This window comes from Solobacterium moorei (assembly GCF_036323475.1).
Classification (GTDB): Bacteria; Bacillota_I; Bacilli_A; order Erysipelotrichales; family Erysipelotrichaceae; genus Bulleidia; species Bulleidia moorei.
Map to the genome: position 1 here is coordinate 104869 of NZ_AP028934.1, position 16051 is coordinate 120919.

Here is a 16051-nt window from a genome sequence, read left to right on the forward strand (position 1 = left end):
CTAGCAAAATGGGAGATATAATTTCTCTTGTTTTAATAATGCACAAAACGAAAAAGAAGAAATCACTAAAGATTAGAAATTTCTTCTTGACTTAAGTTATCAAGTTTTTTTGTTGTCAAAATTTATGTATTTTTATGTAGTGTGGTGGTGTGCTTTGTGTTATAATATTGATAGAGGTGATCTTGTATGTTTCTACATATACTGAAAGACAGACAATACGAAAGACTCTACATCCGCCATTCCGTTCGTAAAGGGAATGGTGTCCGTTCCGAGAACGTCAAAAGCCTTGGACGCATAGACTCGCTCATGAAGGAAATGAATCTTTCTAGGAAACAGGTATTGGAGTGGGCACAAAAGCAGGTAGACCAAATGAACGACTCTCCTTCTGCTCCTCCTGTACTATTATCATTGTTTCCTGACAAGAAGATAGTTATGGATGAACAGCGTTCCTTCCATGCAGGATATCTATTCTTACAGTCCATCTATTACGGTCTAAAGATGAAGAACGTGTTCCGTACCATATCATCACATGGCAGATTTGATTTCGACATTGATGCGATATGTTCAGACCTTGTCTATGCACGCATACTGGATCCCGGAAGCAAACTTTCCTCATATAAGACGGCATCTTCCTTTCTAGAGCAGCCAAAGTATGAATTGCATGATGTGTATCGTGCACTAGGAACGCTATCTAAGGAGATGGACCATATATTGGCAGAAGTATACAAGAACAGCAATCATATCCTAAAGAGAAATAACAGTGTCCTATATTATGACTGTACGAACTACTACTTCGAGATCGAAGAAGAGGATGGCTTCAGACAATATGGCAAAAGTAAGGAGCACCGTCCTAGCCCTATCGTACAGATGGGACTGTTCATGGATGGCGATGGCATTCCTCTGACGTTCGACCTCTTTGAAGGTGCAAGCAACGAACAACCATCCATGAGACCTCTAGAGCAAAAGATCATACGGGATTTTGGTTTCCAGAGATTCGTTATATGTACAGATGGAGGTCTAGGATCAGAAAACAACCGACTGTTCAACGACATCGAAGGACGTGCATTCATTTGTACGCAATCGCTCAAGAAGCTAAACCGCAAGAAACGCGAGGAAGCGATGTCGAACCAAAGATGGAAACGTCTGAAGGATGGAGCGACAGTTGATATCGAAGAGATACAGAGAGAACCATACAAGCATATCGATGACATCTATTACAAAGAAGAGCCATATGGCACCAAGAAGGTAGCTGGTCAATTGATGATCGTCACCTATTCACCAAGATATGCGACATATCAAAAAGAGATACGGGATTCACAGATTGCACGTGCAGAGTCCATGGTAGACAAAGGCTCTATCCAAAAGCAAAGAAGAAACCCAAACGATCCTGCAAGATTCGTAAGGGTCACAGCTACCACATCAGATGGAGAAATCGCATCCGAGGAGCACTATGCGATAGACCAGGACAAGATCGATAGTGAAGCGATGTATGATGGCTTCTATGCCATCTGTACCGACCTGGTAAATGACAAGATAGAAGACATCCTAAAGGTCAGCGAAGGAAGATGGCAAATAGAGGAAGCATTCCGCATCATGAAGACAGACTTTGAAGCAAGACCTGTATATGTCAGAAAGAAGGACAGCATCCGTGCACACTTCCTGATATGTTATCTGGCCCTACTGATCTTCCGCATCCTAGAAAAGAAGTTAGGTCCAAGCTATACATCATCAGAACTGATTACTACATTGAGAGAATACAAGCTATTGAAGGTAAACGGACAAGGATACATACCGGAATATAAGCGAACAAAGATAACGGATCATCTACATAAAGAATTTGGATTCTGTACGGATACAGAGATCGTTCCAACAGGAACCATGAGAAAGATCATATCTGAAACGAAAAAATAGAATCCCACACTACACAGATCAACAAAACGAAAATGCCAGAAACCCTTTCTACATCGTGGTTTATGGCATTTTTTACATTTATAACTGTCAAAGATGGGAATATATTATATGAAATAAATCACTTTATTACAAGCCCCATATGTCATTAATACAATACCCTCAAGTGAAAAGTTAAATTCCACTTCTAAGGTATGAAAGTTGAATTTAGTTATTCACCAAGCTCTAGTTGAATTTACTCTTACACTTCTAGTTCAATATAAGTGCCGATTCTTCGTGTTTTAGGAGGAAAACATTATGTTAACGAAGAATTCACACATGTCTTATTCAGATAGACAGATCATTGAAACTGGTATCGAAAATGGTTCTACCAAACAAGCTATCGCTACTACCCTTGGTAAAGACAAATCAACCATAGGAAAAGAAATCAAATTCCATCGTGTCCTTGCATACAAATGTAATCTGCCTCTAGAGTGTGCTAACTACAAACGCTGTAAACATGAACGCCATTGTACTCTGGATTGTATCGATTATGTCCCTTTCAAATGTACTCGCAGGGACAAGTCACCAGGAGCTTGTAATGGATGTGGAAACTATCGCTCTTGTCGCTATGAAAAATATCGATACTCTGCCCTCGATGCACAGCACGACTACCAGATGACACTTACATCTTCACGACAAGGTGTCAATGCGACAGTAAATGATATCAAGCAGCTCGGTGAACTCTTATTACCATTGATTAAGAAAGGTCAGTCCATCTACTCTATTCTTCAAAGCCACAAAGAGATCAAGCTATCCGAAAAGACGATATACAACTATATCGAAAATGGTGTCTTCCAAGATGTGGGTGTATCGATCGGTGCCATCGACCCGAAACGTGTCGTAAGACGAAAGATGTCCAAACAAAAGCGCAATACATACAAGCCACGTAAAGACAATCGATACCTGACAGGAAGAAAGTACTCCGACTTCTTGATATACATGGAAAAGAATCCAAATGCCAAGGTCGTAGAGATGGATACGGTATACAACGACGTGTCCAACGGGCCTTTCCTACAGACCTTCAAATTCAGAGAGTATGACCTGTTGATATGTATCTATCAAACCGTAAAGGACTCCTTACATATGTTGGATGGGATCCTATTATTGGAAAAGATATTAGGAAAAGAAATGTTCGAAAAAGAAGCCGAGGTCATATTAACAGACAGAGGAAGTGAATTCGTCCTAGCTGAAGAAGCGGAGATACGTGAAGATGGAACTCGCAGGACACGTATGTTCTACTGTGATTCGATGGCCTCTTGGCAGAAAGGTAGTCTAGAGAACCTACACCTATTGGTAAGAGAGATATGCCCAAAGGGATGTGATCTCCATGCATTGGGACTTACATCACAAGAAAAGGCAAATCTCATCAGTATCCATATCAATTCATATCCAAAAGAAAAGCTGCACGGAAGATCATCCATACAGCTGCTCCATTTCTACAACGAAGAAATGGCCAAGAAACTCTATGATTTTGGAATTACCGAAATCCCACCAGACGAAGTAATTCTAAAACCATATCTTCTAAAGTAAGAAGATAACCAAGAAGTTTCAAAATCAATTACACACGAAGGATCGGCATATAACTTTCACCAAACAACGAAGTAGAATCAACTCTTACAAATTTTTTGAACAGTAGATTCTGCCTACCTTTCATGCGCTCATTTTTCTGTTACTTCACCTTCATTCTAACTAAAATAAAATCATTTTCAACTTAAAAATAGTACCATCTTGGATTATCAATCCTTGCCAGTACTATTTCTGAATGACTTACTTCCACTTTATTGTTTATTCTTTAGAAGTGGAATTTAACTTTTCACTTGAGCATTAATACAATACATATTTAAAAAACAATAGTAATAATACATAGTCCTTATATCTTGATGGTTCAACACCACCTCTTAATTTATTTGCCGCTTCCCATAATATGGAATATAATTCTGATTTTTTCACTGCCATATCCTCTTAATTCTCCCTTACTAAAACTCTGTGATATCAATGCCTGCTTGAATTAATCTGTCATACCTATCTTTAGACATTATTACTGCCTGCGGCTTACCATTTTTCAAAACGAATGCAGCTTCATCCTGTTCAGAAATTCTAGTAATTATTTTAGATGATTGACCTCTTAGAAAGTCAGACATATTATAAAAATCCATTTGTGTTTTAACTTCTTTATTGTCCACTTTATCCATAAAATACTCCTTTCAAGCCATTATGATTATAGCACAAAAGAAGTGTGTTTATCAACTTCAATAGTAATTACTTTTACAGTTACTTATGTTTATAAATATATTAAGTTTATATAAAATGGAGTGAACTATCTATAACTACATGTAATTTACTCTTCTGCTATGATTCTATTGTAATTAGAAGTTTATCTTTATGACAATCAACATAATACCTCTGCCCAATTCTAAATCCAAATTTCTCTAACCATTTGCCTTTCATCATGATAGTAGGTGTATCATGATATCTATTATTATTGCTTGTACCATATACTTTCAATGTTCGATTATTCTTCCTCATAGTCAACTCATTTTCTAAAATGATATCGTTAAATTATGCACCCTATTACATTATAAGATACATCGTGGTTATAATTTAACCCTTTGATTTTGTTAAAAGATATTAATTCTAAAATAAAATAGACCGAAATCCCTACTATTTAAGCTACTTTAACCTTATTCAAATCGTTAGATTGTTCCAAACATGTGGTTGGTACGTTCCATGATGAATAAGAAGTTGTAATATTTCAATAGAAGTTATTAGTAACAAGGATATAAGTAGTGCTGAACTAATTTTAAATCAGTTAAGCCAATATCCAATAGGTATGAATAAAATCAAATTTAAAGTAACTTGAGATAGATTTGTTGTTTCAAAGTTAAAGGGTTTGAGAAGATTTAATTTGATGTTGTTATCCTGATAGACTCTGAAAAACAGCAATAAAAACATTACTAAAAAATAAATAATCCAAAGCAGCCGCAATACAAATGCTGGAATACGATGGGATGGATCTAATAGTAAATAACTACCTCCATAAAAAATGAGAGTTTGACCAATGAAAGTTAAAAGAAATATAGGAGTCATCACTGCATAGACACCTTGGAAGTGTATCGCTAGAAACTTGCTTGTGACGTAATAAAACAGAAAATAACTTAGCATAGAAATTACGATAATGTGTAGTATGCGAAGTGTTTTTTCATATAAATAGCCTCTTTGCTTGATGTGTTCATTATAACAAGTATCCTTACATTGCTAGATTTTATTTTCGGTCGATGAGATATATAATAAAACCAGATAAGAGATGCAAAAGGAGGATGTGTCTTATGAATGATAATGGTACATATCATAGTTGTGTCGCTAGGTATAAAACAGGAGTTTATTGATTGTTTTTTAAAATGTCATGAGTGTTTCTACGTTTGCAATGGAGCAGTGTAAGATTAAGTGTTAGTTTTGATAATTAAAATATATTGAATGATGCTAGTACTCATACCTAGATAATGAAGGGAAGGTAATATGGGCTTATTTGGAAAAAGAGAAAAGAAGCTTTGTCCGATTTGTGGAAAAGAATTGAAATTATTTGATGGACTTTCGGTAAGCGATGGTGAGATTTGCGGTGATTGTGAAAACATGATTCGTGGAAAATTTAGTATTGTGGAGTATTGGAAAAAGAGATGGGGAGCAAGTGGAGAGGAACAACAGGATTACATTCTGCAGGCAAGCGATCCTTTAGAGAAAATGACAGTAGAAGAGATAAAGGATATGATTCATTCTATGAAGCAGGTACAAACATCCATTCTTGAAGATGTTGGCTCAAAATACAGTAATATTGCGAAAGTTGATAATTGTTTTATGATTGCCCCAAGTGTATTAGAGGTTGGAATATTTCGAGCAAAAGAGTATAAGAATAAACTTGTTGCGACATCTGAGGTTATCAGTGGTGAGTTTGCGAAAGGTGATGCAGTCACTGTTACCACAGATGGAAATGATGTGGCGACAAAGATTATTGACGTCTTTTTGTGTAGTAACAGCAGTACTTTTCAAACGGAATTGGCTGCAAATATGGGTAAACATAAAGTCTCTGTCGGTACCAGCGCTTGGATCATATTGGATATGGCGGAAGGTCTGGCAGAAGGAAGTCTGATTCAAAAATAGTAGCTATCGAAAGAAAAACAGGGAAACAGTAGCTGTTGCTATGTTTCCTTTTTTGTAATCTAAGAAGTGAATGATATGGCAAAGCTGTGATCTGTCCCCGCGGGAATTAAGATTTGAAGAAGTGTGATTGTTTAAATGATGGGGAAGATAAATTTTATGATTTTCATATGAAACAGGCGGTTGGTTCGTTGCGAGTTTGCAAATTATGTGCTATTGTAATCAAGACTTTGAAGGAGTTTTTCGTAATGGCAAAAGAGGCAAGAAAAATTATTCTTGCGTGTGAAGAATGTCTTGCACGCAACTATACAACAAACGGTTCGAAAAACAGCACAAAGAGATTGGAGCTCAAGAAGTTCTGCCCTAAATGTGGTAAGATGACGCTCCATAAAGAAACAAAATAGAAAGTAGGCAAGGCGATGTCTGAAGAGATGAAGGATAAAAAGGTTGCGAAGTCTGAAAAGCAACAGGCTAAAGAAGCTAAGAAGTTAGCCAAGAAGAATAAACCAGCAAAAGACCATTGGTTTACCATCAGCGGTATTACAAAAGAAGCAAAGCGTGTTCGTTGGCCACATTGGACTAACCAAGGCAGCGAAGAAGGAACATTACAAAATACTGGTGAAGTATTGGTATTCACAATATTCTTTGCATTATTCTTTGTGTTGTGTGATTTAGGTGTTGCATATCTAATGAAAGTTTTCGGGATTGGAGCGTAACAATATATGACAACAAACGAAAAAGCAGTAATTTCTGCAATTGATGATGAGCATGAAACTAGGTGGTATGTTGTAAATACATACGCTGGTCACGAAAATAGGGTTAAGGAAAATCTTGAGAAGCGCGTTGAAACAATGGGCATTCAGGATTCCTTATTCCGTATTGTAGTAGCAGAAGAAACAGAGACGGTTATTGGTAAAGATGGAAAACCAAAGGATGTTAAGACAAATGTATTCCCAGGTTATCTCTTCGTTGAAATGAAGATGACAGATGAAGCTTGGTATGTTGTACGTAATACTCCAGGTGTTACAGGATTTATCGGTTCCTCTGGTGGTGGTGCGAAGCCATTCCCGGTTGCACCAGATGAAATGGAAGCTATCTTACGCCGTATTGGTCAAAGTGATAAGAAGATTTCAATTGATTTCGAGATTGGTGATACAGTGAAGATTCTTGCTGGTCCATTCAGTGGAATGGAAGGAAGAGTTGCGTCATTGAATGATCAAACCCAGACAGCTAACGTATTGATTATGTTGTTCGGTCGTGAGACGCCAACAGATATCAACTATGGTGATTTAGAAAAAGTAGAATTGTTCTAGGAGGTTCAGATGACAGTAGAATTGACAAAAATCCTAACAAATTATGCAATTTTTGCGGTAATTTGGTATGTCCTACAGACCTTCGGATATTTAAAAGTCTTACGTAAGACGTCTGTGAATAAGATGCTTGCATTTATTCCTGTACTACGTGAACTTGTGATGTTCAAATTAGTTTGGAAATCTAAGTTTGCTGGAATCATCTGGTTTGTATGTGTAATCGGTGGTCTAGCATTATTCTTGGTTGCTGCAAACACAGGATTACAGATTATTGGATGGCTCGGTCTTGTGATGATGATTGCGTCCATCGTAATTCATATCAAGAGATCGGGTAAGCAATCAAAGGCATTCAACTTAAGTGGTGGCATTACGACATTGTTGATTTTCGCTAACCCAATCGGAAATATTGTAATCGGTATGGGACAAGCTGAATATAAAGGTGCGAAATAGGAGTGTAGGAAACTACACTTTTTCCTTTTTGGGGATATGTAATGAAGAAACAGAAGATCAGTTTAAAGTTTTTAAAGAAATATCAAAAAGAAAGTATCCTTGCACCTTTATTTAAATTATTAGAGGCGCTGATGGATTTGACAGTACCATTAGTCGTTGCTCAAATCATTAGAAATGGAATTGGGCAAAATGATATGAGTTATGTCTTAAAGATGTTTGGGCTTTTATTATTGCTCGCAGTGTTGGGAATGGCGTTTTCCTTCACAGCGCAATGGTATGCGGCCAAAGCAAGTACTGGTTATGCGACAGACTTAAGACAAGAATTATTCGATAACATTCAGGATTTAACATATGCAGAGTTAGATCAACTTGGAACAGATACTTTAATCACTCGTATGACAAGTGATGTATTGCAGGTACAGACAGGCTTGAATCTAGCTTTACGTCTATTACTAAGAAGCCCGTTTATTGTCTTTGGGGCGATGATTGTCGCATTTACAGTTGATGTAAAATCTGCACTTATCTTTGTGGTAACGATACCAGTTCTTGCGGTCGTTGTGTTCACGATTATGTGGATCAGTATTCCACTGTATAAAAAAGTACAGAGTGCATTGGATAAATTACTAGGAACATTGCGTGAAAACTTATTGGGCGTTAGAGTCATTCGTGCATTCCGCAAGGAAGATGCTGAGGTTCAACAGTTTAATCAAGAGAATGATACTTTAACACAATATAACGAACATGTAGGTCGCTTATCAGCGTTAATGAATCCATTAACGTATAGTTTAGTTAATGTAGCAATCATCACATTAATTTATGTAGGTGCGATACGTGTTGATGGTGGAAACATTGCACAGGCGGATATTGTTGCATTATACAACTTGATGGCACTGATTATTGTAGAGCTAATTAAACTATCATCTCTCATTATCACAATCAATAAATCACTTGCGTGTCTAGAACGTATTGAAGCAGTTCTTATGGTAAAGCGTCAGATGGTCTACCAGCTGGAACCTGTAAAAGAAGATGAAAGTGCTCCGGCAGTTGTCTTTGACCAAGTTTCCTTCGCCTATCCACAAGCTGGTGCAGATGCGATATCTAACATTAGCTTTGTGGCAAATCGTGAAGAGACAATTGGTATTATTGGTGGGACAGGTTGTGGTAAATCAACCATTGCGCAACTAATACCTCGTTACTATGATGTACAAAGTGGAAAAATATGCGTGAATGGTGTAGATGTAAAAGACTATCTACAAGGAGAACTTGTATCGAAAGTGGGGATGATTCCTCAGAAGGCAGTTCTATTTGAAGGGACAATTCGAGAGAATATGCAGTGGGGTAAAGAGGATGCGACAGATGAAGAAATCTGGCATGCATTAGAAATTGCGCAGGCTGCAGATGTAGTAAGAAGTAAGAATGGATTAGATGCGATGATTGAACAGAATGGTCGTAATTTATCTGGTGGTCAGAAACAACGTCTTACAATTGCTCGCGCATTATTAAAGAATCCTGAAATATTAATCATGGATGATTCCGCTAGCGCATTGGACTTTGCGACAGATTTAAAGTTGCGCCGTGCGATTCATAATTTAGGAAATCAAATGACAGTCTTTATCGTTTCACAGCGTGCATCTACGGTGCGTGCTGCTAATCAGATATTAGTATTAGATGATGGTAGCCTAGTTGGAAAAGGAACGCATGATGAACTGATGGAGAATTGTAAGGTATATCAGGAAATCTATTACTCTCAATTTCCAGAAGAAAAACCAAAGGAGGTTATGGCATGAAAAAGAACACATCATTCCAAACCTTAGGGAAAGTCTTAAAGTTTATTGGAAAGTATAAAGTATTGCTTGTATTTAGTGTTACGTTATCTATTGTTGCGGCGATATTACAGTTGTATGTACCTATCTTGTTTGGCGATGCGATCGATACAGTCATCAAACAAGGAGAGATACATTATTCACAGCTTATTTCAACGTTAATCAATATTGGAATCTGTATTACGATTGCATCAATTAGTCTTTGGGTGATGAATCTAATTAACAATCGTCTAACATATCATACTGTTAAAGAGATTCGTGCAAAAGCGATGCGACATATTCCTCTATCTTATTTAGATTTACATAGTACAGGAGATATCGTTCAGAGTGTCATTGCGGATGTTGATCAGTTATCTGATGGTTTGTTGTTGGGGTTTACGCAGCTATTTACAGGTATAATAACAATTATTGCGACGTTAGTATTTATGCTTTCGAAGAATGTGCTAATTACCTGTTGTGTGATTGTGTTAACACCGGTTAGTTTCCTTGTGGCAAGATTTATCTCAACACGTTCGTATCGTTTGTTTCAAAAGCAGACAAGTACACGTGGAAAACAGACCGCATTGATTAATGAGATGATTGGTAGTGAAAAGATTGTAAAGGCGTTTGGGTATGAGAAACGCGCATCTAAGCGATTTAAAAAGATGAATAAGGAACTACAAGAATATACGCAAAGCGCATTGTTTATTAGTTCCCTAACAAATCCATCTACACGTGCAGTAAACAATGTGATTTATGCGATTGTGGCGGTGCTTGGCTCTTACAGTATTATGAAGGGCAACTTAACAGTTGGTGGATTGACGGTATTACTATCTTATGCCAACCAATATATGAAGCCGTTCAATGATATTAGTTCTGTGGTGACTGAATTACAGAATGCGATGGCGTGTGCTGATCGTGTCTTTACATTGATAGAGGCTCCAGCTGAAAGTGAAAATCCAAAACTAGACTTGGTTGAAAAGGCTGGTGCAATTGATATTCAAAATATCTTCTTCTCATATCTACCAGACCAAAAGCTGATTGAGAATTTTAACTTTAGCGCAAAAGCTGGTACGACTACGGCTATTGTCGGACCAACGGGTTGTGGCAAGACAACATTTATCAACTTGCTAATGCGATTCTATGATGCAAATCAAGGCACAATTATGATTGATGGACAGAATATCTATGATGTAAGTCGTAAATCAATTCGCAAGAACTTTGGTATGGTTTTACAGGATACATGGTTAAAGAATGCAAGTATTCGTGATAATATCGCCTTTGGTGTGAAGACTGCTAGCGATGAAGAGATCATCGAAGCCGCAAAGGAAGCACATAGTTGGGAGTTTATCCGTCGTATGCCGGAAGGATTAGATACGGTTGTAACAGATGATAGCTCAAGCCAAGGTCAAAAGCAGTTACTCTGTATCACCAGAGTATTATTGAGTAAGCCAAATATGTTAATTCTCGATGAAGCAACCTCCTCTATCGACACACGCACAGAACTTGAAATTCAAGCAGCTTTCAACAATCTTATGAAGGGACGTACCAGTTTTGTGGTTGCGCATCGTCTGTCAACGATTCGTAATGCGGATCAAATCATTGTCATGAATGCAGGACGGATTATTGAGCAAGGTAATCATGAAACACTCATGGCTCAAAATGGTTTCTATTGTCAGCTATATAACTCACAATTTGCAACAACACAAGGGTAATGATAGGTTTGTATTTTGGTATATAAAGTTAAATTCCACTTCAAAAGGATAAAAAGCAAAGTGGAAATAAGTCATTTAGAAATAGTGTCATCAAGAAGGAAACTTCAAGCTTGGCACTATTTTTAAGTCATATGGCATAAAAGGCATAAAAGTTTGTTATTTTAAGATTATGTAGTATAATTTGTTATACAAATCATACAAAATATACTCAGGAGGAGAACAGCATGGCGAAAACACCAAAAGGGAAATATGCTTGGACAGCTACAGTTGGGGAAAAAGGTCAGATAGTAATACCAAAACAGGCACGAGAAGTATTTCATATCAAACCGGGCGATACAATTCTGCTTCTTGGCGATGAAAAAAGAGGTATTGCTATACCACCAAAGGGGGCATTCGCGCATTTGATGGAAGTAGCTTTTGAAGCGAAGGAGGATGAATGATATGGGATATGTTCTAGAAGTAAATGGTCTCACAAAAATTTATCCGTCTTTTGAACTAAAACCTGTTAACTTTCATGTTGAAGCGGGTGAAGTTATGGGATTTATAGGTAGAAACGGTGCAGGTAAAACTACAACACTTAAAGCTATTTTAAATCTTGTCCATCCTCATGCTGGTAGTGTTCGTATTCTTGGAATGGACTATATGGATAATGAAGATAAAATAAAACAGCAGATCGGTTATGCTGTAGGTGGAATCAATTATTATAAAAGGGCGAAGTTAAAGGATATTGTAGCCATTACTCGTATTTTTTATGAAAATTGGGATAATGAGGCGTATCGTCATTACCTTACCTCATTTAAACTTGACGAAAATAAGAAGATTATGGAACTTTCTGAGGGCATGAAGGTAAAGTTCTACCTCACCTTGGCACTTTCTCATCATGCAAAGCTTTTAATCTTGGATGAGCCGACGAGTGGACTTGACCCAGTATCTAGAGATGAGATGAATGAGATTTTCCGAAAACTTGCTAAAAAAGATGTAGCAATTCTATTTTCTACCCATATCACCAGTGACTTGGAAAAATGTGCGGATACTATTAGTTATATCAAGAATGGAGAATTACTGTTATCTACAAAGAAAGAAGCTTTTATCCGTCATTACACCAAAGAAATGGGTGGTACACCGACACTTGAAGATATTATGGTGCATATCGAAAGAGAAGAGGTAAATCTGTGATGAAAAAACTTTTTTATAAGGAAATGAAGCTGTCAGCGAATCCTTTGACTTATTGGTTTATTGCTTTTTCGGCTATGACGATGATTCCACGTTACCCTATTCTTGTGGGTTCCTTTTTTATCTGTCTTGGCATTTTTCATACCTACCAGCAGATTCGGGAATATGATGATGTTACGTACACGGTTATGTTGCCGGTTAAGAAACGGGACATAGTTACAACGAAATATTTATTTGTTTTGTTTATTGAACTTACGGCTTTTATCTTATGTACATTATTAACCATTATCAGAATGAAAATTTTAGGGACTGCCGTTCCTTATGCTACAAATCAATTGATGAACGCAAATATGGCGTATCTTGGATATACAATGATTGTATTTGCAGTATTTAACAGCATTTTTCTTGCAGGTTTTTTTAAAACAACTTATAAGATTGGGAAACCTTTTTTCATATTCTGTGTAGTCAGTTTTATTATAATAATCATAGGAGAGATACTACATCATATTCCTGATTTAGAAAGTTTGAACAATCCTTCGAATTTAAGCATGCCGCAGGTTGTTATATTTGCAATCGGTGTCGTTGTGTTTATGCTATGTACATGGTTATCATATCAAAAAGCTGTAAAAGATTTTGAAGGTATTGATTTGTGAAGTAGAGTACATTAGTGAATTGTTTTAGTGATAAATTAGAAGTTGATGGAGAACAATCAAGATGAATGAATTTAATGAATATGTTCGCGCTAGTTTTTCTGAATCCGATGATATTGTCATAAAATCTATGATGGGCGGATACCTTGTGTATTTTAATGGTAAGCTGATAGGTGACATTTGCAATAATGAACTGTTTTTAAAGAGAACGCCGACATCGGACAGATTGCTTGCAGATTCCGAACTGCGCTATCCGTATGAAGGTTCCAAGACCCTGATGCATGTGTTTGATAATTTTGATGATAAGACTCTAATTATGAATCTTCTGGATGGTATGTATGCTGAACTTCCGGAAAAGCAACCTAGGAAAGCCAGATGAGAAAGACAAATACCCGTTTGAAGATATGCAAGTATATATAAATCTAAATTTGCAGAGGTGCTAAGATGGGAAATTGTGTTTATATTATTTCCGGACCACCGGGTGTTGGGAAAAGTAGTGTTAGTGAAGAGCTGGCTTATTCTTTTGATAAAAGTGCTGTTATAGAAGGAGACAGCATTTATTTAATGATTAAAAGTGGATTGGTAGCACCATGGGAAGATGATGGCTACTATATGGATTTATTTTGGGATAATGTTATTAGTATTACCAATAATTTACTTGCTAGAGATATGACAGTAATAATAAACTATGTACTGTTTGAAGAACAAATTAGAAAAATGAAAGAGTTCCTAAAAACGAAACAAGTAAACCTAAAATACTGCGTTTTGCTAGCAGAGGAACAAACGCTTAAAGAACGAGATTTGTCTAGAAAAGAAATAGAAAGAACTGGTGAGTTATCAATTACATCAAGAAATGAGTTTCTATCTAGAAATATGAACAAAAATCATTTACTTTATACGGATCATCTAGGGATTAAAGAAACTGCAAATATAATCAAATCGTCAGAGACCTTCTTCGTTTAAAAAGTATACTATAGATTTTAAAAGGAATAACGTTAAAGGGTGATTATGGGTCAGATGAATTTACTACTCTTTAGCATTTTTAATAATCCATTCACAACAGAGTATACAAAAAGACGTGTATCTTTTTAAAGAAAAATCGAAAGCCTATACAAAGCTCAATTTTCAGTGAAAGCTCCCTTTAATTGGGGTGCTTTTCCATTTACAGGTTTTGAATTTATATATTTTAAGCTATAATCTAAATAGATATTGGGCATTTTGACCGCACGAAAAGTATACTTTCAAATGAAATTTTTTTGAATTTCTCTTGAAAGCTCCCTTTGAATATAAAGAGATGGTGCTGTTAGGGTCTGATGCTAATGGAGGATAGGTGTTAGATCAACTGCCTTGGGTGAAATGGGATGAAGGCGGTTTAGTTCTAACACCTTTTCGTTTAGTACTAGTTTGGCAATGCTGTAGGGTGATTGGTAATTTAACTTCCTGCGTACATAATTATTTACCTGATTTGATACGAAATTGATGTCGTATTTTGTAAGGCTGTTCATACTGCATCCTTTTGGAATCTTCTCTCTGAAGTGCTCGTGGTTCTTTTCACATTTGCCTTTGTCATCAGAACGTCTAGGCCTTGCGAAATAGATACTGATGAGTTTTTCTCCCGTTTCAGGGTCTGTCTCAAGCGATAGTGGATCATGGAACTCAGTGCCATTATCGGTGAGTATGATAGTGAACGTATCTTTGAATAAGTCGATGCCTAAGAAACTTTTGATAGTATCAAATAGATACGTTACCTCAAACATATTCTTGTGTCGTAAGAGAAAATATAATTGAAGATTGGAACGTCTGTGTAACAGGCTCAGTACACACTTCTCATCGCTCCCTTTCTTCCCGATGATCGTATCCATTTCCCATACGTTTACATCCGGTCCTGCTGTTTCTAGGGCTGCTAGGAAGTTCTCGTATTTGCGTCCTTCGAGGAAATCGTAGTCAATCGATATAGGATGATGCCTTGAAGAACTGCGTTGCGTGTAGCGTACCTGACGTTTTAGGTCGATGTTTGAAATCCCGGGAATCTGGTGCTCACGAATGTATCTATATGCAGTAGAGGCGGATATATTCAGGTCGTTAGTATGGATAATCGTATCGATGGATTGCTTTTTAGGAATATTATTTTGAAATGCCTCCACGATAGATTTCATTTCTGCTTCGCTCTTGCGAGGTCCGGACCTCCATTCTAATTTGTCTTGCGTATATTTATCCTGTGCTATTCGTGCGATGTAGAAGTACTTGGGAAGATGACATTTATGTATGTCAGGACAACCTGAACAGACATAAGGGAATCGCTCTATTCTCTCGCAAACGGGATATGAGACGAAGTCATCACATAGCTCGTTGCAGTCCTTATGCTTACAAGACTTACAATCACCGCTTATGCAATATGTGCATAAGCGATGTTTCTTACAAGAATCTTGCCGTCCACATTTGTTCGTCTTATTCGAGTGGACACGTACGACCCTGTGTGCTCTGATTTCTTCACGTACGCATTTCTGTGAATGATTGATAGAGAGTGCTATCTGTTTGAGTTTGATGTCGGAATGATTCAATAGAACTTCTATAGATTTACGTTCTTCTAAAGATAGATGTTTATAACCGCTGGCAACCATATGATTGCCTCCTTTCTTGAACTGCCAGCACCATCTCTAAAGACATCATATTAAAAAAGGGAACCTTCACCAATAATAAAATCAAAAGAGGAACTTTCAAAAATAATTGAGGAAGCCTATACAAAACACCATCTAAGCTCTTAGATGTTGAAGGAACTTGACGGATTTGGGCGAGTGTCCTATTATATAAAAGCACTTTTAGTGCGCTCATGCGTGGGAGGATAGCAA

General features: G+C 37.1%; 18 protein-coding genes. 14 read left to right on the forward strand and 4 right to left on the reverse strand.

What is annotated here, in order from left to right:
• Nucleotides 1-186: 186 nt before the first annotated feature.
• Both RGT18_RS00505 and RGT18_RS00510 read left to right on the forward strand, forming a co-directional pair.
• Nucleotides 187-1911, forward strand: coding sequence for an IS1634 family transposase (locus tag RGT18_RS00505; RefSeq protein ID WP_338174666.1), 1725 nt, complete (start codon nucleotides 187-189; stop codon nucleotides 1909-1911).
• A gap of 294 nt (nucleotides 1912-2205) precedes the next feature.
• Nucleotides 2206-3480, forward strand: a complete 1275-nt coding sequence (locus RGT18_RS00510; RefSeq protein WP_338174685.1) for a helix-turn-helix domain-containing protein — start codon at nucleotides 2206-2208, stop codon at nucleotides 3478-3480.
• A gap of 294 nt (nucleotides 3481-3774) precedes the next feature.
• On the opposite strand, the gene RGT18_RS00515 is transcribed toward RGT18_RS00510, so the two are convergent.
• The 3 genes from RGT18_RS00515 to RGT18_RS00525 form a co-directional block, all read right to left on the reverse strand.
• Complete coding sequence (locus RGT18_RS00515) at nucleotides 3775-3906, reverse strand: type I restriction-modification system subunit M N-terminal domain-containing protein (protein WP_081659558.1); 132 nt, start codon at nucleotides 3904-3906, stop codon at nucleotides 3775-3777.
• A 20-nt stretch (nucleotides 3907-3926) separates the two neighbouring features.
• Complete coding sequence (locus RGT18_RS00520; RefSeq protein WP_028078590.1) at nucleotides 3927-4142, reverse strand: type II toxin-antitoxin system Phd/YefM family antitoxin; 216 nt, start codon at nucleotides 4140-4142, stop codon at nucleotides 3927-3929.
• A 157-nt stretch (nucleotides 4143-4299) separates the two neighbouring features.
• A complete protein-coding gene (locus RGT18_RS00525; RefSeq protein ID WP_081659557.1) occupies nucleotides 4300-4476 on the reverse strand; it encodes a SymE family type I addiction module toxin in 177 nt (58 codons plus the stop codon).
• Between the two features lie 990 nt (nucleotides 4477-5466).
• Here RGT18_RS00525 and RGT18_RS00530 point away from each other — a divergent pair.
• From RGT18_RS00530 to RGT18_RS00585, 12 genes are all read left to right on the forward strand, one after another.
• Complete coding sequence (locus tag RGT18_RS00530) at nucleotides 5467-6105, forward strand: DUF4428 domain-containing protein (protein ID WP_028078589.1); 639 nt, start codon at nucleotides 5467-5469, stop codon at nucleotides 6103-6105.
• A 245-nt stretch (nucleotides 6106-6350) separates the two neighbouring features.
• Entirely contained in the window at nucleotides 6351-6506 is a 156-nt protein-coding gene (gene rpmG, locus RGT18_RS00535) for a 50S ribosomal protein L33 (protein ID WP_028078588.1), read from the forward strand.
• A 15-nt stretch (nucleotides 6507-6521) separates the two neighbouring features.
• Nucleotides 6522-6818: a preprotein translocase subunit SecE gene (gene secE, locus RGT18_RS00540; protein WP_006525770.1), complete on the forward strand. Its 297-nt coding sequence runs from the start codon at nucleotides 6522-6524 to the stop codon at nucleotides 6816-6818.
• 6 nt (nucleotides 6819-6824) lie between these two features.
• Nucleotides 6825-7415, forward strand: a complete 591-nt coding sequence (gene nusG, locus RGT18_RS00545) for a transcription termination/antitermination protein NusG (protein ID WP_006525771.1) — start codon at nucleotides 6825-6827, stop codon at nucleotides 7413-7415.
• Nucleotides 7416-7424: 9 nt separating this feature from the next.
• The gene (locus RGT18_RS00550) at nucleotides 7425-7862 is read left to right on the forward strand and encodes a DUF5684 domain-containing protein (protein WP_006525772.1); all 438 of its coding nucleotides are present in this window, start codon (nucleotides 7425-7427) and stop codon (nucleotides 7860-7862) included.
• 41 nt (nucleotides 7863-7903) lie between these two features.
• Nucleotides 7904-9649 (forward strand): ABC transporter ATP-binding protein, encoded by a 1746-nt coding sequence (locus RGT18_RS00555; RefSeq protein ID WP_028078586.1) that lies wholly within the window; start codon nucleotides 7904-7906, stop codon nucleotides 9647-9649.
• Complete coding sequence (locus RGT18_RS00560) at nucleotides 9646-11379, forward strand: ABC transporter ATP-binding protein (RefSeq protein ID WP_028078585.1); 1734 nt, start codon at nucleotides 9646-9648, stop codon at nucleotides 11377-11379. The genes RGT18_RS00555 and RGT18_RS00560 overlap by 4 nt, the downstream gene beginning before the upstream one ends.
• A 224-nt stretch (nucleotides 11380-11603) precedes the next feature.
• Nucleotides 11604-11819 carry an AbrB/MazE/SpoVT family DNA-binding domain-containing protein gene (locus RGT18_RS00565; protein WP_006525775.1) on the forward strand — a complete coding sequence of 72 codons (216 nt, stop codon included), beginning with the start codon at nucleotides 11604-11606 and terminating at the stop codon, nucleotides 11817-11819.
• 1 nt (nucleotide 11820) lies between these two features.
• Nucleotides 11821-12555 (forward strand): ABC transporter ATP-binding protein, encoded by a 735-nt coding sequence (locus RGT18_RS00570; protein WP_028078584.1) that lies wholly within the window; start codon nucleotides 11821-11823, stop codon nucleotides 12553-12555.
• The gene (locus tag RGT18_RS00575; protein ID WP_028078583.1) at nucleotides 12555-13205 is read left to right on the forward strand and encodes an ABC-2 transporter permease; all 651 of its coding nucleotides are present in this window, start codon (nucleotides 12555-12557) and stop codon (nucleotides 13203-13205) included. Before RGT18_RS00570 ends, RGT18_RS00575 begins: the two co-directional genes overlap by 1 nt.
• A gap of 61 nt (nucleotides 13206-13266) precedes the next feature.
• Nucleotides 13267-13581, forward strand: a complete 315-nt coding sequence (locus RGT18_RS00580) for a TfoX/Sxy family protein (protein WP_028078582.1) — start codon at nucleotides 13267-13269, stop codon at nucleotides 13579-13581.
• Nucleotides 13582-13646: 65 nt separating this feature from the next.
• On the forward strand, nucleotides 13647-14165 hold the full coding sequence (locus RGT18_RS00585; protein WP_028078581.1) for an AAA family ATPase: 519 nt from the start codon (nucleotides 13647-13649) through the stop codon (nucleotides 14163-14165).
• 353 nt (nucleotides 14166-14518) lie between these two features.
• Here RGT18_RS00585 and RGT18_RS00590 read toward each other — a convergent pair whose 3' ends face one another.
• On the reverse strand, nucleotides 14519-15823 hold the full coding sequence (locus RGT18_RS00590; protein WP_338174700.1) for an IS30 family transposase: 1305 nt from the start codon (nucleotides 15821-15823) through the stop codon (nucleotides 14519-14521).
• Nucleotides 15824-16051: the final 228 nt, after the last annotated feature.